Source organism: Burkholderia sp. YHN3-13, from assembly GCF_055810675.1.
Genome location: NZ_JBVVNQ010000011.1, coordinates 203,158 through 220,853 on the forward strand (window position 1 = coordinate 203,158; position 17,696 = coordinate 220,853).

Here is a 17,696-nt window from a genome sequence, read left to right on the forward strand (position 1 = left end):
TGCGTCAGGCGGCGGTGGCGGCGGAGGCGTGCGCACGACTCACGCGGCGCAGGTACAGCACGAGCCCGGCGCCCGCGAGCATCAGGCTGACGGTGTTCGCGAACCAGAAGCCGCGCGCGCCCGTCAGCCATGCGGGAGCGATGCCGCCGACGTCGAAGCCGAGCACGTAGCCGCCGCTCAGGCCGATGCCCCACAGCGCGACCGCATAGATCACGGTCGGCACGACGGCGACCTTGTACGCGCGCAGCACGAACGCCGACGTGACCTGCAGCGCATCGAAGCAGTGGTAGCACGCGACGATCGCGACGAGCGGCATCGCGGCCGCGGCGACGGCCGGGTTCGGCGTATAGCCGCCGATGATCAGCGGGCGCAGCGTGAACACGAGCACGCCGTAGGCGGCCGCCACGCCGCACGCGAACATCACGCTGTGCCGGCCGAGCAGCCGCGCTTCTTCCGGGCGCCCGGCGCCGAGCGCGCGCGCGACCAGTGTCGACGCCGCCACGCCGATCGACAGCGGCGTCATGTACAGCACCGCGCCGATGTTGCCGGCGATCTGGTGGCCGGCGAGCGTCGTCGTGCCGAACTGCGCGATGAACAGCGCCATGCAGGTGTACGACGTGACCTCGATCAGGTACGACAGGCCCATCGGCACGCCGAGCTTGAGGATGGCCTTCTGGCGTGCCCAGACGGGCCAGCAGAAGCGCGAGAAGATCGCGAGCGGCGCGAACACGTCGAGCTTCGCGAGCAGCGTGTAGCCGATCAGCGCGAGCGCCCAGTTGATCAGCGTGCTGGCGAGCCCGCAGCCCGGGCCGCCCAGGGCCGGCACGCCGAACCCGCCGAAGATGAACCACACGTTGAGCGGAAACTTGAGCAGCAGCGCGCCGATCTGCAGGATCATCGCGAGCCGCGGCTTGCCGGCCGCGTTGGTCAGCGCGTTGTAGATGCGAAAGACGAGGCTGGCGGGCAGCCCGTACGACAGGATGCGCAGGTAGTCGACGGTGCGCTCGTGCAGCGCGGCAGGCGCATGCGCGATGCGCAGCAGCGGCTCGGGAAAATGCAGCAGCAGGAAGCCGGGAATCGCGAGCAGCAGCGCGAGCCACAGCGCCTGGCGTACTTCCTCGCCGATTTCGGCATAGCGCCGCGCGCCGTACAACTGCCCGGTGATCGGCTGCAGCGCGGACAGGATGCCCGTCAGGCCGATATAGATCGACACGTAGATCGACGATCCGAGCCCGAGCGCGGCGAGATCGACGGCCGAGTAGCGGCCGACCATCGCGGTGTCGATCACGCCGAACGCGATGATCGCGAGCTGGCCGACGAGCACCGGCCACGCGAGACCGACGATCCGGCGGATGTCGCCGAACATCGTCAATCGGCCGCCTGGCGGCGCGCCGGACGCCGCTTGACGGGCGTCTTCGGCCGCTCGATGCGCTCGTACAAGCGGAAGCGCTCATCGCGGTCGGCGACGCGGCGGCCTTCCCACACGAGGCGCCACACATACTGCGACATCGCGCTCGGCTCGCCGAAGTCCGAACGATCCTGGCGCAGGATCACGTCGCAGTCGCCGGAGAAGTCGAAGTGCATGTTGCCGAAATACGCGAAGGTCGCGATCTGCGCATCGCCGAGCCGCACGGGCGAGATGCACTCGTAGTCGGACGGCAGGTGCACGGCGATCTGTTGCGCGACATCGCGATAGGTCCGGCCGTAGTTGACGATCGGCAGCCACAGCGTCATCAGCAGCACCCACATCAGCGTGGTGCCGGCGCCCGACAGCACGACGCTGCGCCACAGCACCTTCGGCTGTCGCGAGATGCGCCAGCGCGCGAGGAAGCACCAGCACACCGTGACGATCACCGCGCAGATGAACGACAGGATCTTGAAATGCGGTTCGTAGCCGGGCACGAGCCGCGCGAGGTTGCGTGCGAGCGGATGCGGGAAGCCCGTGAGCGAGGCGAGCCATACGAGCCATACGAAGGTGCCGAGGATCGTGAAGCTCAGCACCGCGAACCAGTCGATCGCATTGATCGCGCCGCGCTTGAGGGTCGGCAGCGCGAACGTCGCGAGCACCGCGAGCGGCGGCAGCAGCAGCATGTACATGCGGTTCGACTGCTGGCTCTGCAGGATCACGAGCGCGACGAGCGGCACGGCAACCGACAGCGGAATCGCGATGTGCGCGCGGCGGCGCATGCCGGCCCAGCTCCACCAGGCCCAGATCGCGAGCGGCCACGCCGGCCACGTGAACAGCGGCAGGTTCTTCGCCGCATAGCCGAGCACGGCGGTCGGCGGCCCCGAGAAGCGCATCAGGCTGCCGTGGATCCACTGGTTGAAGAACCAGGCGGCGTCGTCGGGCGCCGCGACGAAGGCGGCGAGCGGCCACAGCGCGAAGATCGCGGCCGCGAGCGGCACGCCGACCAGCGGCAGGCGCAGGTTGCGCATCTCGGGCGTGACGAGCCACAGCGCGGCCGTGCCGGCGAGCAGCGCGGCGACCAGCACGGGGTTGCCCGACAGCGCGACGAGGCCGATCGCGACGCCCCACCACAGCGCGCCCTGCAGCGGCTTGTCGATGCCGCGCACGATTCCGTACACGAGCATCGCGATCCACGCGAACTGCGCGAGCTGCGGCGTCGTTTCATGGCCGCGTTCCGCGAGGCCGAAGCACGCGACGAGCACCAGCAGCGCGCCGTCGGCGAGCGTGCGGCCGTAGTCGCGCGGCTCGGGTTCGCCGCCGAATGCGTATTTGAACGGCTGTACCTCGGCGCGCCGGCCGAGCAGGTAGGCCGCGTACCAGACGAAGGCGCACGCGACGCAGAACAGCACGCCGGTGTCGATGCGCGACGCGTTGCTGGCATCGACCCACGGGCCGAGGCCGCGGATCGACAGCGCGCCGAGCCAGTAGCCGAGCGGTCCGTCGGTCGTGATGAACTTGCCGACCAGGTTCGGCAGCAGCCAGTCGTGCCAGCTGCCCTTGGCCATCGTCCACATCACGCCAAAGCCCGCCGCGTCCTCGTTTTTCCACGGGTCGCGGCCGAACAGGCCGAACGCCGCGTAGACGAGGCAGAGCGTGAGCAGCAGCCAGCGCGGGAGCGCGCGCGTGGCGGAGGCGGTGAGACGGACGACAGGCTTCATGCAGATGAGCGTTTTGTTATGGGCGGGCGCCTGGCGCGGTTGCGCGCGGGCGAGCCGGTTTCGAGCATCCGGCATTGTAGACGCGCCGGCCGCGCCGCGTCAGGTCGATGCCCGGACGCTTCCGGGCGAGCAGAGACGAAAAAGGGCAGCCTGGGCTGCCCTTTTGTGCGATGCCGATGCGAAGCTTACTTCGCGATCTTGCCGCTGGCGCGTGCGCCGAACTTGTTCTTGAACTTCTCGACACGGCCTGCCGTGTCCATGATCTTTTGCTGACCCGTGTAGAACGAGTGCGATTCCGACGACACTTCGATCTTGGCGAGCGGGTAGGTCTTGCCTTCGTGGTCGATGGTTTCACGCGTCTGGATCGTCGAGCGCGTGATGAACTTGAAGCCGTTCGACATGTCTTGGAAAACGACTTCGCGGTAGTCCGGGTGAATGCCAGGTTTCATGATTTTCCTTGGTGAGAGCGGTAGCCAACCCGCCGCTTGCCGTGCCTTGCCGCCCAAACTGGCGCGATTCGGTTGACGTCAAGCCCGGCGCGAGCCACTTGCCTAAGGTCGAAAAACGGCGATTATGCCAGAAAATCAGATGGTTGACGAATAATTTTCACGGTGCGTCGAGTGCGCCGGTGCCGGCCGGATCCTGCCGGTAGTAACGCGCGAGCAGCCGGTACAGCTCCGGAAATTCGGACTCGAACGCTTTCGGCCGCACGAACAGCGCCTCGCTGCACACCGCGAAGAACTCCGACGGGTGGTCGGCCGCATACGGATCGATCAGCGAGTCCCGCTCGAAGCGCGCCCATGCACGGTCCGGCACCGCGTCGACGCGTGCGCAGAACTGGTCGTACGCGTGTTCGAACACGTCGGCCCAGGCCTGCGCGTCGAGGTGCGGCGCGTGCCAGCGGCGAAATAGGGGCGGATAACCGTCGGCCGCGCCGTTGACCATGTCGATCTTGTGCGCGAATTCGTGGATCACGACGTTGTACGCGTCCCGGCCGTCCGTCATCTGCGCGTCTTCCCACGACAGGATCACCGGCCCGCCTTCCCAGGCCTCGCCGCTCGCGTCCTGCTCGACCTCGTGGACGACGCCGTCCTCGTCCTGCACGGTCTTGCGGATCACGAATTCGCCCGGATACACGACGACGCCGACCCAGCCGTCGTACAGCGACAGGTCGAGATTCAGCACGGGCAGGCAGGCCTGCGCGGCGATCGCGACGATCATCTCGTCGGTCAGCGCCAGCCCGTGCGCGGTCGAGAACGATTTCTTCGCGATGAACAGGCTCGTCAGCTCGCGCAGCCGGCCGAGCGCGTCGGGCGCCAGCGCCGCGAGGAACGGCAGGCGCTCGACGGTGTCCTGCCACAGCGTGTCGGAGATCGGGTGGCTGCGCAGCGCGCGGTCGCGGCGGCGGTCGTCGAACCAGCGGGTCAGTTTTGAAAGCATGGAGACGGCTGACGATAATCCAAAGCCTGTCTTTTAACTCAATCGATCTCTTTTTGCCATGCCGCGAAGACGCCGCCGACCAGCGCGACGCCCGCCAGGAAGTAAAACCCGTCGAGCGATGCGAGGAACGATGCCTGTTGCGCGACCATTCGCGCGATCGACGCGATCGCGAGGGCGTGCGCCTCGTTCAGCGCGTGGCCGGCGGCGGCGTAGCTGTGCGTCAGCGCGTCGGTGGTCTGCTGGAACAGCGGGTCGAACACGTTCGCACGCTCGACGAGCCGCGTCTGGTGCACGGCGACGCGGTGCTGCTCGACGATGATCACCGACGACGTCGCGAACGAGATCGTCAGTTGCCGCACGATGTTCTTCAGCCGGTAGCCGTGCGTGTATTCGTCGATCGCGAAGATCCGGAACGTCAGGTTCGCGACCGGCAGCACGATGAAGAGCAGCAGCAGCCCGCGCAGCAGCAGCGGGACGATCAGCGCGGCCTCGCCGACCTGCGGCGTCATGCGCGTCATCCATAGCGCGGCCGCGACGGCGATCGCGAACCCCGGCACGACGAACCACTTCTTGTGCGCGACGAGTTTCGCGTAGCGCAGGTACGCGAACAGCGCGGTGGCCGAAATCAGCGACATCGTGCCCACCAGGCGGCCGGCGTTCTCGACCGGATAGCCGAGCCCGCCTTCGAGAAAGCGCGACGTCAGGTAACTGAACCCCGTCGTCTCGTAGTAATAGAACATGTAGAGCAGCAGCCCGACCTGGAAGGTCCGCTCGCGAAACGCATGCAGCCGCACGAGCGGCGTCGGGTGGTTCCACTGGTGATACGCGAACCACGCGAGCGCGCCGACTCCCGCGATCGTCAGCAGGATCAGCATCGGTGAACCGCTGTAGAGCTGGTAGTGCACCTGCTGCAGCACGATCTGCAGCGCGCCCTGCGCGAGCGCGAATACGACGTACGGCCAGAAGTGTCCCGAGCCGCGTTCGTCGTCGGGCGTGCGGCCCGAGTCGGGCAGCGTGAGCAGCGCGAGGATCGCGAAGGCGATGCCGGCCGGTGCCGTGCACGCGAACAGTGCACGCCAGGTCGAATGCGCGACGAGCAGTCCGCCGACGATCGGCGCGAGCGCGCTGCCGAGCAGGATCATGATCAGGAACGCCCGCGTCGCGGGCGGCCGTTCCTGCGGCTTGAAGCTGATCTGGATCAGGATCCGGCAGGCGCCCATCATCGGGCCGATGAAATACCCCTGGAAACCGCGCGCGAACGCGAGTTGCAGCGATGTGTCGGCGAGCGCCGACGCGATCGCGCCGCACGAGAACATCAGCATGCAGCCGGCGACGTAGCGGCGATGGCCGAGCCGGTCGACCCACCATTGCTGCTGCAGGATGCCGAGCACGGCCGTGACCGCGTACGCGCTCGACGACCAGACGAGTTCGTCGGGCGATGCGTTGATGCCGCCCGCGATGTAGCTCGCGAAGAACGAGAAGACCGCGTTGTCGAAATAGTCGATGCCGGTGACGAGCGCGAGCGCCCACGGAAACAGGTCCGTGCGCAGGTTGGCGCGGCTCCACAGCGGCGCTCGGCCGGGCACCGCGTTCATTCGCGATCCTTGCGGGGGCGTCGCGTGCCGGCTTCGGCCCGCCGCTGCGCGATGAGTGCGTCGGGGTTTTCGCCGGCGAGGCGCCGTTCGACGTAGTCGATGTCGTGCTGCAGTTCCTTGCGCAGTGCGACGGCTTCCTTCAGTTCGCGCTGGACGGCCGCGATCCGCCGGTCGAGTGTGTCGATCTGTTCGGCGAGGCCCGTGCGGATGTCGCGCAGCGACGCGTCCGAATAGCGGCGCCGGCCGTCCCCCGTTTCTTCCAGCGGGCGCTTCAGCATTTCGGTGATGCCGTGCAGCGAGAAGCCGAGCGCGCGCAGCCGCAGGATGCGCGCGAAGCGCTCGAGATCGGCTTCGTCGTAGAGGCGGTAGCGGCCTTCGCTGCGCGACGGCGTGACGAGCCCGCGCTCTTCGTAATATTTCAGCGTGCGCGGCGTGACGCCGAGCCGCGATGCGGCGTCGCTCACGGTCAGCAGTGCGGGGGAGGTGTCGTTCGGCATCGGGCGTCGGAGGGGCGGGACGATGACGCGATTATAGATCAACCTGTACGTCCACGTTCAGGTTGAGGCGAAAAAACGGCCGCCGGGCTGGATGCGCGGGCGGCCGTTTTGCGAGGCGAGGGCGATCAGCCGCCGCGACGCATCAGGTCGAAGAACTCGGAGTTGCTCTTCGTCTGGCGGATCTTGTCGAGCAGGAATTCCATTGCCTCGACTTCGTCCATGTCGTGGATGAACTTGCGCAGCACCCAGATCTTTTGAAGGATCTCGGGCTTGATCAGCATTTCTTCGCGACGCGTGCCCGACTTGTTCAGGTTGATCGACGGGTAGACGCGCTTTTCCGCGAGACGGCGCTCGAGGTGCACTTCCATGTTGCCGGTGCCCTTGAACTCTTCGTAGATCACGTCGTCCATGCGGCTGCCGGTTTCGATCAGCGCGGTGCCGATGATCGTCAGCGAACCGCCTTCCTCGATGTTGCGCGCCGCGCCGAAGAAGCGCTTCGGACGCTGCAGTGCGTTCGCGTCGACACCGCCCGTCAGCACCTTGCCCGACGCCGGGATCACGGTGTTGTACGCGCGGGCGAGACGCGTGATCGAGTCGAGCAGGATCACGACGTCGTGCTTCATTTCGACGAGGCGCTTGGCCTTCTCGATCACCATTTCGGCGACCTGGACGTGGCGCGTGGCCGGTTCGTCGAACGTCGAGGCAATCACCTCGCCCGCGACCGAGCGCTGCATTTCGGTCACTTCTTCAGGGCGTTCGTCGATCAGCAGCACGAACAGGATCACGTCCGGGTGGTTCTGCTTGATCGCGTGCGCGATGTGCTGGAGCATCACGGTCTTGCCCGACTTCGGCGACGCGACGAGCAGGCCGCGCTGGCCCTTGCCGATCGGCGCGATCATGTCGATGATGCGGCCCGTGACGTTTTCTTCGCCGCGCATTTCGCGCTCGAGCGACAGCGGCTTGTTCGGGTGCAGCGGCGTGAGGTTCTCGAACATGATCTTGTGTTTCGAGGCCTCGGGCGGCTGCCCGTTGACTTTGTCGACCTTCACCAGCGCGAAGTAGCGCTCGCCGTCCTTCGGCGTGCGGACTTCACCTTCGATGGTGTCGCCGGTGTGCAGGTTGAAGCGGCGGATCTGCGACGGGCTGATGTAGATGTCGTCGGTGCTGGCGAGATACGACATTTCCGGCGAGCGCAGGAAACCGAAGCCGTCCGGCAGCACTTCGAGCGTACCGTCGCCGAAGATCGTCTCTCCCGTCTTGGCGCGCTTTTTAAGAATGGCAAACATCAACTCCTGCTTGCGCAGGCGGTTCGCGTTTTCGATCTCCAGGCCATTGGCCATTTCGATCAGTTCGGAGACGTGCAGAGACTTGAGCTCGGATAAATGCATACGGAGAACCCGCCAGGGAGGAGAAGCGACGAAAGAAATAAGGGAGGAGGGCGAGCGGAAGCGCTCAGAGACTTAAATGCGTCTTGTCGACGTTTTTTAATTCTAGCATAGGCCGATTCGCGCTTGAGCGAGCGATCGGCGGCTTGGCGGCGGACGTGTTGCCGGCTGACAACACGTCCGTGAGCCTGCCCGTATTACAGGTGGCTGTCCAGGAATGCGGTGAGCTGCGACTTCGACAGCGCGCCGACCTTCTGCGCGGCGGCCGCGCCGTTCTTGAACAGGATCAGCGTCGGGATGCCGCGCACGCCGAACTTCGCGGGCGTCGCCTGGTTGTCGTCGACGTTGATTTTCGCGATCTGCAGCTTGTCGCCGTAGTCCTTCGCGACTTCGTCGAGGATCGGGGCGATCATCTTGCACGGGCCGCACCATTCGGCCCAGAAATCGACGAGCACGGGCTTGTCGGACTTGACGACGTCCTGTTCGAACGATGCGTCGCTGATGTGTTTGATCTGTTCGCTCATTGGGTCAATACCTCTTACGGTTCGGGGACTGCCTGCTTGCGCGTTGCGGCGTACCGGCCGCCGTAGGCTGCCGGCCGCTGCGGCAGGTCACTCCGCTCCCCGGAAAGGAGAGGCGTGGGCGCTGCATGCCGCGGCTCGCGGGTCGTTCGGGCGTCATATTAGCCTAAATTGCTATCTGCTGCGGGCGGCGATAGTAGCCGCTACGCGAGTAGGGGTACGACGCGGCGTTCGACCGTTGTGCCACGCAGGTGGAGGCTGGCCGGCGGATTACAAGGGGCGGGTGCGCATGTGCGTCGTGCGAACGGATGGCGCGCCGGTTTGCCCGGCGATATTTGCATTGAGGCGAACAAACGGTCGCATTTGTCCGGGAGCGGTGATAGAATATGCCGTGACGGGCCTCCTCGCATGGTGGGGCGGTGAACCTGGTCAGGTCGGGAACGAAGCAGCCACAATCGTTTTCCGCCAGTGCCGAGGGTTGGGCTCGTCACCTTCCTTCTCGCCCCGTTCGCCGGGCGTTTTTTATTTCCGCGTCACACTCCGTTCGACCCGTACCTTGCCCGTTCTCCGCACCGTTTCGCGTGTCGGCGCGACGCAGCGTTACTGATACAATTTCCCGATGACCTATCAAGTTCTCGCACGCAAGTGGCGTCCGAAGGATTTCGCTTCGCTCGTCGGCCAGGAGCACGTCGTCAGGGCGCTCACGCACGCGCTCGACGGCGGGCGTCTCCATCACGCCTATCTGTTTACCGGAACCCGCGGTGTCGGCAAGACGACGCTGTCGCGGATCTTCGCCAAGGCGCTCAACTGTGAAACCGGCGTCACGTCGCAGCCGTGCGGCGTGTGCCGCGCCTGTCGCGAGATCGACGAGGGCCGTTTCGTCGACTACGTCGAAATGGATGCCGCGAGCAACCGCGGCGTCGACGAGATGGCCGCGCTGCTCGAGCGCGCGGTGTACGCGCCCGTCGATGCGCGCTTCAAGGTCTACATGATCGACGAAGTGCACATGCTGACGAACCACGCGTTCAACGCGATGCTGAAGACGCTCGAAGAGCCGCCGCCGCACGTCAAGTTCATCCTGGCGACGACCGATCCGCAGAAGATTCCCGTCACCGTGCTGTCGCGCTGCCTGCAGTTCAACCTCAAGCAGATGCCGGCCGGGCACATCGTGTCGCATCTCGAGCGGATCCTCGGCGAAGAGCGCATCACGTTCGAGCCGCAGGCGCTGCGCCTGCTCGCGCGTGCGGCGCAGGGCAGCATGCGCGATGCGCTGTCGCTCACCGACCAGGCGATCGCCTATTCGGCGAACGAAGTGACCGAGTCGGCCGTGTCGGGCATGCTCGGCGCGCTCGACCAGACTTACATGGTGCGCCTGCTCGACGCGCTCGCGGCCGGCAGCGGCCCCGAAATCCTGACGATCGCCGACGAAATGTCGCTGCGCAGCCTGTCGTTCTCGACCGCGCTGCAGGATCTCGCGAGCCTGCTGCACCGGATCGCGTGGGCGCAGTTCGCGCCGGGATCGGTACTCGACGAATGGCCGGAAGCGGCCGACCTGCGCCGCTTCGCGGAGGCGTTGAGCCCCGAGCAGGTTCAGTTGTTCTATCAGATCGCGACGGTCGGTCGCGCGGAGCTCGGTCTCGCGCCGGACGAATATGCCGGTTTCACGATGACGCTGCTGCGGATGCTCGCGTTCGAGCCGGCTGTTGCCGCCGGCGGTGCGCCGGGCGGCCAGCCGTCCGTGCCGCGTGCCGTGCCGGCTCCGCGCGCTGCCGCGGCATCGGCCGCTGCGGCGGCTGCGCCGATCGTCCCCGCCGCGCGTCCGGCGCCGGCTCGATCCGGCGAAGAAGCCAGCCCGCCGGCGGCGAAGCCGGTTGCCGTTCACGCGCAGGCGCCTGCGCCGGTCGACGCACCTGTCGTCGAAACGCAGCCGGCTGGAACGGATGCCGCGCAGCAAGCGGCGCCGGCCAGCGACGTGCCGCCACCCGCCCGCAACGAACCCGAGCCGCCTGCGGCCGGCGTCGCTGCGGTTGCATCGCGAATCGAGGAGCCGGCCGCACCGGCCGCGCCGGCACCGCGCGCTGCGTCGCCGGAACCGGCTGCCCGTCCGGCCGCGCGCGCAGGCGGAGCCGCCGCCGCGCTCGACGTGCTGCGCAATGCAGGAATGCGCGTGTCGTCCGATCGCGGGCGTGCGGGCGCCGCGCCGAAGCCGGCCGCCCAGCCGGTCGTCGAAAAGCCGGCCGCGCCGCGTCCCGCCGTGCAGGTGCCGACGCCGCGTGCTGCCGCCCGTGCGCCGCAGGCTGTCGATGCGCGCCCGACGTCGCCACCGTGGGAGGACATCCCGCCCGACGACTACGTGCCGCTCAGCGCCGACGAGATGTTCGGTGGCCCTGACGACGGCTTCGTGCCGGTGTTCGACAGCGGCCCCGACGATGTGCGCGTGATGCCGAAGCCGGCGGAAGCGCGTCCGTCCGCGCCGGTCGACACGCGCCCGTTGCCGCCCGCGATCGCGCTGGATCCGGTCGGTTTCGACGGCGAATGGCCGGCGCTGGCCGCGCGCCTGCCGCTGAAGGGCGTCGCGTACCAGCTCGCGTTCAACAGCGAACTGACGGCCGTCGATGCGACCACCCTGAAACTTTCGGTGCCGGTGCCGCAGTACGCGGATGCCGCGCAGGTGGCGAAGCTGAAGGCGGCGCTGGCCGATGCGCTCGGCAAGCCGGTCGAGGTAGCCGTCGAGGTCGGGCCCGCGCGGCGCACCGCGGCGGCGCTCGACGCGGCCGCGCGCGCGGCACGCCAGCGCGAGGCCGAGCAGGAGATTCACGGCGATCCGTTCGTCCAGCAGCTCGTGCGCGACTTCGGTGCGCGCATCGTCGACGGCTCGATCCGTCCGCTCGCCGATTCGGCGCCGGACGGCGTGCCGCCGACGCTGCATTGAACTGACCGCCCCGCGACAGGCACAATCACGCCCCGCACACATTGGCCGGCACGCGCCGCGTGCCGGTTTTCACACGATCAAGAAGGAGTATTCCCATGTTGAAAGGCAACCTCGCCGGACTGATGAAGCAAGCGCAGCAAATGCAGGAAAACATGAAGAAGATGCAGGAGCAGCTTGCGCTGATCGAAGTCGAAGGGCAGTCGGGCGCCGGCCTCGTCAAGGTGACGATGACGTGCCGCAACGAAGTGCGTCGCGTCGCGATCGACCCGAGCCTGCTCGCGGACGACAAGGACATGCTCGAGGATCTCGTCGCCGCGGCGTTCAACGACGCGGTGCGCAAGGCCGAAGCGACGTCGCAGGAAAAGATGAGCGGCATGACGTCGGGCCTGCCGCTGCCCCCGGGCTTCAAGCTGCCGTTCTGAGCGCGGCGTCCGTGCCACCGTTTGCCGCCGTATGAAACAGCCGTCCGCCCTGTCCGCTCTCGTCGAAGCGTTGCGCGTGCTGCCCGGTGTCGGGCCGAAATCCGCGCAGCGCATGGCGGTCCACCTGATGCAGCACGACCGCGAGGGCGCGGAGCGGCTCGGCCGGTCGCTGCTGTTCGCGACCGAGCACCTGCAGCACTGCGAGAAGTGCAACACGTTCACCGAAGCGCAGATCTGCGAGGTCTGCAGCGACGAGGAGCGTGATCCGACGCTGCTGTGCGTCGTCGAGACGCCTGCCGATCAAATCATGCTCGAGCAGACGATGACGTACCGCGGGCTGTATTTCGTGTTGATGGGGCGACTGAGCCCGCTCGACGGGATCGGCCCGAAGGAAATCCATTTCGACCGCCTCGTGCGGCGCGCGTCCGACGGTGTCGTCAAGGAGGTCGTCCTCGCGACCAACTTCACGAACGAGGGCGAAGCCACCGCCCATTACCTCGGCCAGACGCTGAAGGCGCGCGGCCTCGCGGTCACGCGTCTCGCGCGAGGCGTGCCGGTCGGCGGCGAGCTCGAATACGTCGACGCGGGCACCATCGCCCGCGCGATGCTCGATCGCCGCACGATGTAAGCCGGGCGCCGCCGGCAGGCGGCGCCGTTCCTCATGCCAGGGAGACACATGAGCACCACCCAGGGCCCGCTCGCGGGCGTCAAAGTGCTCGAATTCGGAACGCTGATCGCGGGGCCGTTCGCGTCGCGGCTGTTCGCCGAATTCGGCGCGGAAGTGATCAAGATCGAGGATCCGAACGGCGGCGACCCGCTGCGCAAGTGGCGCAAGCTCCACCCGGAGCAGGGCGGCACGTCGCTGTGGTGGTCCGTCCAGGCGCGCAACAAGAAATCGGTCACGCTCAACCTGAAAGCCGACGCCGGCAAGGCGATCGCGCGTCAGCTCGCGAGCGAGGCCGACATCGTGATCGAAAACTTCCGTCCGGGCCTGCTCGAGAAGCTCGGGCTCGGCTACGACGTGCTGTCGGCCGACAACCCGGGCCTCGTGATGGTGCGCCTGTCCGGCTACGGTCAGACGGGCCCGTACCGCGACCGGCCCGGCTTCGGCGCGATCGCCGAATCGATGGGCGGGCTGCGTCACATCACCGGTTATCCCGATCTGCCGCCGCCGCGCATCGGCATCTCGATCGGCGATTCGATCGCCGCGCTGCACGGCGTGATCGGCGCGCTGATGGCGCTCCATCACCGCAAGGTCAACGGCGGCGCGGGGCAGGTGGTCGACGTTGCACTATACGAGGCCGTCTTCAACATGATGGAAAGCGTGGTGCCCGAATACGGCGTGTACGGGATGGTGCGCGAGCGCACCGGCGCGTCGCTGCCGGGCATCGTGCCGTCGAACACCTATGCGTGCCGCGACGGCAGCATCGTGATCGGCGGCAACAGCGACCCGATCTTCAAGCGGCTGATGAAGGCCATCGAACGCGACGACCTCGCCGACGATCCCGCGCTTGCGCAAAACGACGGGCGCGTGCCGCGTACGCGGGAGATCGACGACGCGATCGCCGCGTGGCTCGCGCCGCGCACGATCGACGAGGCGCTCGTCGTGCTCAACGCGGCCGACGTGCCGGCCGGGCGCATCTACAGCGCCGCCGACATGTTCACCGATCCGCAGTTCGTCGCGCGGCAGATGATCCAGCGTTTCAAGCTGGCCGACGGTACCGACATTCCGCTGCCGAACATCACGCCGAAGCTGTCGGATACGCCGGGTGAAACGCGCTGGCTCGGGCCGGAACTCGGCGAGCATACGGACGAGGTGCTGCGCGGCCTCGGCTACGACGCGCAGGCGATCGCCGCGCTGCGCGAAGCGGGCGCGATCTAGGGGAAGCGCCCGCGGACCTGTCGCGTCGCGCCAGATCCGCGACGGGACGGCTTTCGAGAAGGAAAACCCGGGGCAGCCACGCGTTTTCCCGGGCATGCGGAAGGCCGCCGCGCAATGCGGCGGCGCACCGTGCGCGCATGCGTGCCCCGTCCGTCCGCGCTCGCCGGACTGTCGCTCTCGCGCCATCTTTCCTCGGTTACAATCGCCGGATGCGAATCCTACTCAGCAACGACGACGGCTATCTTGCCCCCGGTCTCGCCGCGCTCAGCGAAGCGCTGCAGCCGCTGGGCGAGCTCACGGTGATCGCGCCCGAGCAGAACTGCAGCGGCGCGTCGAATTCCCTCACGTTGTCGCGGCCGCTGTCGGTGCAGCGTGCGGCGGGTACGGGTTTCTTCTACGTGAACGGCACGCCGACCGATTCGGTGCACGTCGCGTTGACGGGGATGGCCGGCGCGAGGCCGGATCTCGTCGTTTCCGGAATCAACAACGGCCAGAACATGGGCGAAGACACGCTCTATTCAGGGACAGTTGCGGCCGCCACCGAAGGCATCATGTTCGGCGTGCCGGCCATCGCCTTCTCGCTGGCCGACAAGGGCTGGGCCCATCTGGCGGACGCCGCGCGCGTCGCCGCGGAAATCGTCGAACACTACCTCGCGCATCCGCTGCCGGGCAACCCGCTGCTGAACGTCAATATTCCGAACCTGCCGTACGACGCGCTGAAGGGCTGGCAGGTCACGCGCCTGGGCAAGCGTCATCCGTCGCAGCCGGTGATTCGCCAGACCGACCCGCGCGGCGAGCCGGTCTACTGGATCGGCGCGGCGGGCGCGGCGCTGGACGCGAGCGACGGCACCGATTTCCACGCCGTCGCAAACGGTTTCGTGTCGATCACGCCGCTGCAGCTCGACCTCACGCATACGCAGATGCTGCCCGCGACGCGCGAATGGGCGCGCGCCGGAGGGCGGGCTTCATGAGCGGCGAGCGCGCGAAGCGGTTTCCGCTCGCGCTCGAAGATCTCAAGCGAGCGCCACGCAAATCGGAAGGTCGGACCGGTGAACGCCATGCGGCGGGCGCGGTGTCGAAGGCGGCCGACAAGCCCGCTGCCGTACTGAAACCGGTTGCGGTAAAGCCCGCTGCCGGGCGATCGGCGTTGCCCGGTCCCGTCGCCGCGAAGCCCGCGACCGCGCCGAAGCCGACCGCGCCGAAGCCCGCGATGCCGAAACCGGCTGCGCCGAGCGTCGCGCCGGCCGGCGCGTTCGCGCTCACGTCGGAACGGGTGCGCGAGCGGATGGTCGAACGACTGCGCGCGAACGGTGTGACCGACGCGCGCGTGCTGGACGCGATGGCCGCGGTGCCGCGCCACATGTTCGTGGATCCGGGGCTCGCGACGCAGGCCTACGAGGATTCGGCGTTGCCGATCGGCCACCAGCAAACCATTTCCAAGCCGTCGGTCGTCGCGCGCATGATCGAGCTCGCGATGGCCGGCCGCACACTCGAGCGCGTCCTCGAGATCGGCACGGGATGCGGCTATCAGGCCGCCGTGCTGAGCCACGTGGCACGCGACGTGTATTCGATTGAACGCATCAAGCCGCTCTACGAGCGCGCCAAGCTGAACCTGCGGCCGCTGCGCGTGCCGAACATCCGTCTGCACTACGGCGACGGGCGTGTCGGCCTGCCGTCCGCGGCCCCGTTCGACGCGATCGTGATCGCGGCGGCGGGGCTCGACGTGCCGCAAGCGCTGCTCGAGCAGCTCGCGATCGGCGGGCGGCTCGTCGCGCCGGTCGGCGCGCAGAGCGGGCAGCACCAGGTGCTCACGCTCGTCGAGCGCGTCGCGCACGCGCAATGGCGAGAGTCCCGGCTTGATCGCGTTTTCTTTGTCCCTTTAAAATCCGGAGTGATTTGAAACCGATGAGTATGTTGCGCGCGATGCAAAACAACCGATCCAGGGAACCGCTCACGCTCGCCCAGCGCGCGATCTGTGTGGCTGCGCTCTCCACGCTACTGGCCGCCTGTGCGACGCGGCTCGACAACGCGCCTGTCGTCGATCGCTCCGGCTCGCTCGGCACGACCGGCGCCGCGCAGCCCGCGGTGCCGCTCGGCCCGCCGCCGCCGGGCTTCTACCGCGTGAAACCGGGCGACACGCTGTACCGGATTGCGCTCGAGAACGGGCAGAACTATCGCGACATCGCGTCGTGGAACAACCTGGCGAACCCGAACCAGATCGAAGTCGACCAGTTGCTGCGCGTGGCGCCGCCGGGCGGTGCCGCCGTTGCGGGCGCACCGGCCACCGCGCCGATCGCGGGTGCGGCCGTGGCGACCGCGCCGCTGAGCAGCGGTCCGGCCACGCCGGCCGCCGGCACGTCGTCCACGCTCGCGACGCCGCCGGCCGCGGCGACCGGATCCAGCGATACGGCGGCGGCCCCGAGCGGCCCCGTGACGTTCGCGTGGCCCGCGCGCGGCCCCGTGCTGAACGGGTTCGACGACGCGAAGAACAAGGGTGTCAATATCGGCGGGTCCGCCGGCGAGGCCGTGAAGGCGGCAGCGGACGGCCGCGTCGTTTACTCCGGCAATGGCCTGCGTGGTTACGGCAACCTCATTATCATCAAACACGATGCAACTTACCTCACGGCGTATGCACACAATCGCGCTTTGATGGTAAAAGAGGGGGACGCGGTAACGAAGGGGCAGAAGATCGCCGAGATGGGTAACAGCGACGCCGACCGCGTGATGCTGCATTTCGAGGTTCGCCGGCAGGGTAAGCCTGTCGATCCGCTGAAGTATTTGCCGCCTCAATAACCGAGACGACCATGCCGAAATCGAAGCGCCACGAGCCGCAAGCCGAATCTGAGAAGATCAGTCGTGCCACGCAAGCATCGGTGGGGCGAGCTGGTGCTTCGACGGACGACGAGGACGATATCGCGGACAACGAGCGCGATATCGAGGCACGCGACGCCGAGGTGGACGGCGGCGACGACGAGCGCGAAGGCCGCCCGGAAGCATCGCCCGATGTCGACGATTTCCGCACGCTGCTGCAGGCCGAGCTCACGGCCGACACGATCCAGCATTACCTGAACCGAATCAGCGTGAAGCCGCTGCTGACCGTCGAGGAAGAGCAGCGCTATTCCCGCCTGGCGAAGGCCGGCGAATTCGAGGCGCGGCAGGTGATGATCGAGCGCAACCTGCGTCTCGTCGTCAGTATCGCGAAGGGGTATCTGAACCGCGGCGTCCCGCTGCTTGACCTGATCGAGGAAGGCAACCTCGGCCTCATGCACGCGATCGAGAAGTTCGACCCGACGCGCGGGTTCCGTTTCTCGACCTATGCGACGTGGTGGATCCGGCAGAGCATCGAACGGGCGATCATGAACCAGGCCCGCACGGTGCGCCTGCCCGTGCACGTGATCCGCGAGCTGAACCAGGTGCTGCGCGCGAAGCGCCACCTCGAAAAGAATTCGATGTCGACGGGCGAGGCGGCCGAGCGCCGCGAAGCCAGCATCGACGACATCGCCTATCTCACCGGCAAGACCGCCGAGGAAGTTACCGACATCCTCGCGCTCAACGAGCATACGGCGTCGCTCGACGCGCCGCTCGACCTCGATCCCGCGAGCAGCCTGCTCGACCTGTTGCCCGACGACCAGAGCCAGTCGCCCGATGCCGAGGTGCAGCACCGCGAGCTCGAGACGCTGACGCGCGCATGGCTGTCGCGTCTGTCGGACAAGCATCGGCACGTGATCGAACGCCGCTTCGGCCTGAACCACATCGAACCGGCGACGCTCGAGGAGCTCGCCGACGAGATGGGGCTGACGCGCGAGCGCGTGCGGCAGATCCAGCAGGAAGCGCTGGTGCGCCTCAAGCGGTTCTTTGCCTCCAACGGCGTGCGCAAGGACGCCGTTCTGTAACCG

The 17,696-nt window shown here is 67.5% G+C and carries 16 protein-coding genes and 1 other RNA gene; 9 read left to right on the forward strand and 8 right to left on the reverse strand.

The features are described 5' to 3' along the window. Positions 1-4: 4 nt before the first annotated feature. The 8 genes from AC0KUR_RS24155 to trxA all read right to left on the reverse strand — a co-directional run bounded on the left by AC0KUR_RS24155 (position 5) and on the right by trxA (position 8,567). Positions 5-1,366 (reverse strand): MATE family efflux transporter, encoded by a 1,362-nt coding sequence (locus AC0KUR_RS24155; RefSeq protein ID WP_034188653.1) that lies wholly within the window; start codon positions 1,364-1,366, stop codon positions 5-7. Between the two features lie 2 nt (positions 1,367-1,368). Beyond that, positions 1,369-3,201 carry an ArnT family glycosyltransferase gene (locus tag AC0KUR_RS24160; RefSeq protein WP_473376505.1) on the reverse strand — a complete coding sequence of 611 codons (1,833 nt, stop codon included), beginning with the start codon at positions 3,199-3,201 and terminating at the stop codon, positions 1,369-1,371. 110 nt (positions 3,202-3,311) lie between these two features. Next, entirely contained in the window at positions 3,312-3,575 is a 264-nt protein-coding gene (locus AC0KUR_RS24165) for a type B 50S ribosomal protein L31 (protein WP_034188651.1), read from the reverse strand. 157 nt (positions 3,576-3,732) lie between these two features. Next, positions 3,733-4,566, reverse strand: coding sequence for a M90 family metallopeptidase (locus AC0KUR_RS24170; RefSeq protein ID WP_034188650.1), 834 nt, complete (start codon positions 4,564-4,566; stop codon positions 3,733-3,735). 38 nt (positions 4,567-4,604) lie between these two features. Beyond that, positions 4,605-6,161 (reverse strand): MFS transporter, encoded by a 1,557-nt coding sequence (locus tag AC0KUR_RS24175; protein WP_200086430.1) that lies wholly within the window; start codon positions 6,159-6,161, stop codon positions 4,605-4,607. Further along, the gene (locus tag AC0KUR_RS24180) at positions 6,158-6,658 is read right to left on the reverse strand and encodes a MerR family transcriptional regulator (RefSeq protein WP_034188648.1); all 501 of its coding nucleotides are present in this window, start codon (positions 6,656-6,658) and stop codon (positions 6,158-6,160) included. The genes AC0KUR_RS24175 and AC0KUR_RS24180 overlap by 4 nt, the downstream gene beginning before the upstream one ends. A gap of 125 nt (positions 6,659-6,783) precedes the next feature. Further along, entirely contained in the window at positions 6,784-8,046 is a 1,263-nt protein-coding gene (rho, locus tag AC0KUR_RS24185) for a transcription termination factor Rho (protein WP_006478662.1), read from the reverse strand. A gap of 194 nt (positions 8,047-8,240) precedes the next feature. Further along, positions 8,241-8,567, reverse strand: coding sequence for a thioredoxin TrxA (gene trxA, locus AC0KUR_RS24190; protein ID WP_006402348.1), 327 nt, complete (start codon positions 8,565-8,567; stop codon positions 8,241-8,243). 390 nt (positions 8,568-8,957) lie between these two features. Between trxA and ffs the strand changes: the two genes are divergently transcribed. The 9 genes from ffs to rpoS all read left to right on the forward strand — a co-directional run bounded on the left by ffs (position 8,958) and on the right by rpoS (position 17,693). Then, positions 8,958-9,056, forward strand: an RNA gene (gene ffs, locus AC0KUR_RS24195) — signal recognition particle sRNA small type. A 127-nt stretch (positions 9,057-9,183) separates the two neighbouring features. Further along, positions 9,184-11,496, forward strand: coding sequence for a DNA polymerase III subunit gamma/tau (gene dnaX, locus AC0KUR_RS24200; RefSeq protein ID WP_473376506.1), 2,313 nt, complete (start codon positions 9,184-9,186; stop codon positions 11,494-11,496). Positions 11,497-11,591: 95 nt separating this feature from the next. Then, entirely contained in the window at positions 11,592-11,918 is a 327-nt protein-coding gene (locus AC0KUR_RS24205) for a YbaB/EbfC family nucleoid-associated protein (RefSeq protein WP_014896896.1), read from the forward strand. Positions 11,919-11,949: 31 nt separating this feature from the next. After that, positions 11,950-12,546 (forward strand): recombination mediator RecR, encoded by a 597-nt coding sequence (gene recR, locus AC0KUR_RS24210; RefSeq protein ID WP_006478665.1) that lies wholly within the window; start codon positions 11,950-11,952, stop codon positions 12,544-12,546. A 48-nt stretch (positions 12,547-12,594) separates the two neighbouring features. Next, positions 12,595-13,800 carry a CaiB/BaiF CoA transferase family protein gene (locus AC0KUR_RS24215; protein WP_059561612.1) on the forward strand — a complete coding sequence of 402 codons (1,206 nt, stop codon included), beginning with the start codon at positions 12,595-12,597 and terminating at the stop codon, positions 13,798-13,800. A 209-nt stretch (positions 13,801-14,009) separates the two neighbouring features. Then, positions 14,010-14,771, forward strand: a complete 762-nt coding sequence (gene surE / locus AC0KUR_RS24220) for a 5'/3'-nucleotidase SurE (protein WP_034188645.1) — start codon at positions 14,010-14,012, stop codon at positions 14,769-14,771. Beyond that, positions 14,768-15,700 (forward strand): protein-L-isoaspartate(D-aspartate) O-methyltransferase, encoded by a 933-nt coding sequence (locus AC0KUR_RS24225; protein WP_034188975.1) that lies wholly within the window; start codon positions 14,768-14,770, stop codon positions 15,698-15,700. The genes surE and AC0KUR_RS24225 overlap by 4 nt, the downstream gene beginning before the upstream one ends. 5 nt (positions 15,701-15,705) lie before the next feature. After that, positions 15,706-16,593 carry a peptidoglycan DD-metalloendopeptidase family protein gene (locus AC0KUR_RS24230; RefSeq protein WP_049028267.1) on the forward strand — a complete coding sequence of 296 codons (888 nt, stop codon included), beginning with the start codon at positions 15,706-15,708 and terminating at the stop codon, positions 16,591-16,593. Positions 16,594-16,604: 11 nt separating this feature from the next. Further along, positions 16,605-17,693: an RNA polymerase sigma factor RpoS gene (gene rpoS / locus AC0KUR_RS24235; protein ID WP_034188643.1), complete on the forward strand. Its 1,089-nt coding sequence runs from the start codon at positions 16,605-16,607 to the stop codon at positions 17,691-17,693. Positions 17,694-17,696: the final 3 nt, after the last annotated feature.

Coding starts and splice junctions, on each gene's coding strand:
- trxA (WP_006402348.1), bottom strand. CDS start 8,567: ATGAGCGAACAGATCAAACACATCAGCGACGCATCGTTCGAACAGGAC.
- dnaX (WP_473376506.1), top strand. CDS start 9,184: ATGACCTATCAAGTTCTCGCACGCAAGTGGCGTCCGAAGGATTTCGCT.
- AC0KUR_RS24175 (WP_200086430.1), bottom strand. CDS start 6,161: ATGAACGCGGTGCCCGGCCGAGCGCCGCTGTGGAGCCGCGCCAACCTG.
- AC0KUR_RS24215 (WP_059561612.1), top strand. CDS start 12,595: ATGAGCACCACCCAGGGCCCGCTCGCGGGCGTCAAAGTGCTCGAATTC.
- AC0KUR_RS24205 (WP_014896896.1), top strand. CDS start 11,592: ATGTTGAAAGGCAACCTCGCCGGACTGATGAAGCAAGCGCAGCAAATG.
- AC0KUR_RS24180 (WP_034188648.1), bottom strand. CDS start 6,658: ATGCCGAACGACACCTCCCCCGCACTGCTGACCGTGAGCGACGCCGCA.
- recR (WP_006478665.1), top strand. CDS start 11,950: ATGAAACAGCCGTCCGCCCTGTCCGCTCTCGTCGAAGCGTTGCGCGTG.
- rho (WP_006478662.1), bottom strand. CDS start 8,046: ATGCATTTATCCGAGCTCAAGTCTCTGCACGTCTCCGAACTGATCGAA.
- AC0KUR_RS24155 (WP_034188653.1), bottom strand. CDS start 1,366: ATGTTCGGCGACATCCGCCGGATCGTCGGTCTCGCGTGGCCGGTGCTC.
- AC0KUR_RS24230 (WP_049028267.1), top strand. CDS start 15,706: ATGAGTATGTTGCGCGCGATGCAAAACAACCGATCCAGGGAACCGCTC.
- surE (WP_034188645.1), top strand. CDS start 14,010: ATGCGAATCCTACTCAGCAACGACGACGGCTATCTTGCCCCCGGTCTC.
- AC0KUR_RS24225 (WP_034188975.1), top strand. CDS start 14,768: ATGAGCGGCGAGCGCGCGAAGCGGTTTCCGCTCGCGCTCGAAGATCTC.
- AC0KUR_RS24165 (WP_034188651.1), bottom strand. CDS start 3,575: ATGAAACCTGGCATTCACCCGGACTACCGCGAAGTCGTTTTCCAAGAC.
- AC0KUR_RS24160 (WP_473376505.1), bottom strand. CDS start 3,201: ATGCCGGATGCTCGAAACCGGCTCGCCCGCGCGCAACCGCGCCAGGCG.
- rpoS (WP_034188643.1), top strand. CDS start 16,605: ATGCCGAAATCGAAGCGCCACGAGCCGCAAGCCGAATCTGAGAAGATC.
- AC0KUR_RS24170 (WP_034188650.1), bottom strand. CDS start 4,566: ATGCTTTCAAAACTGACCCGCTGGTTCGACGACCGCCGCCGCGACCGC.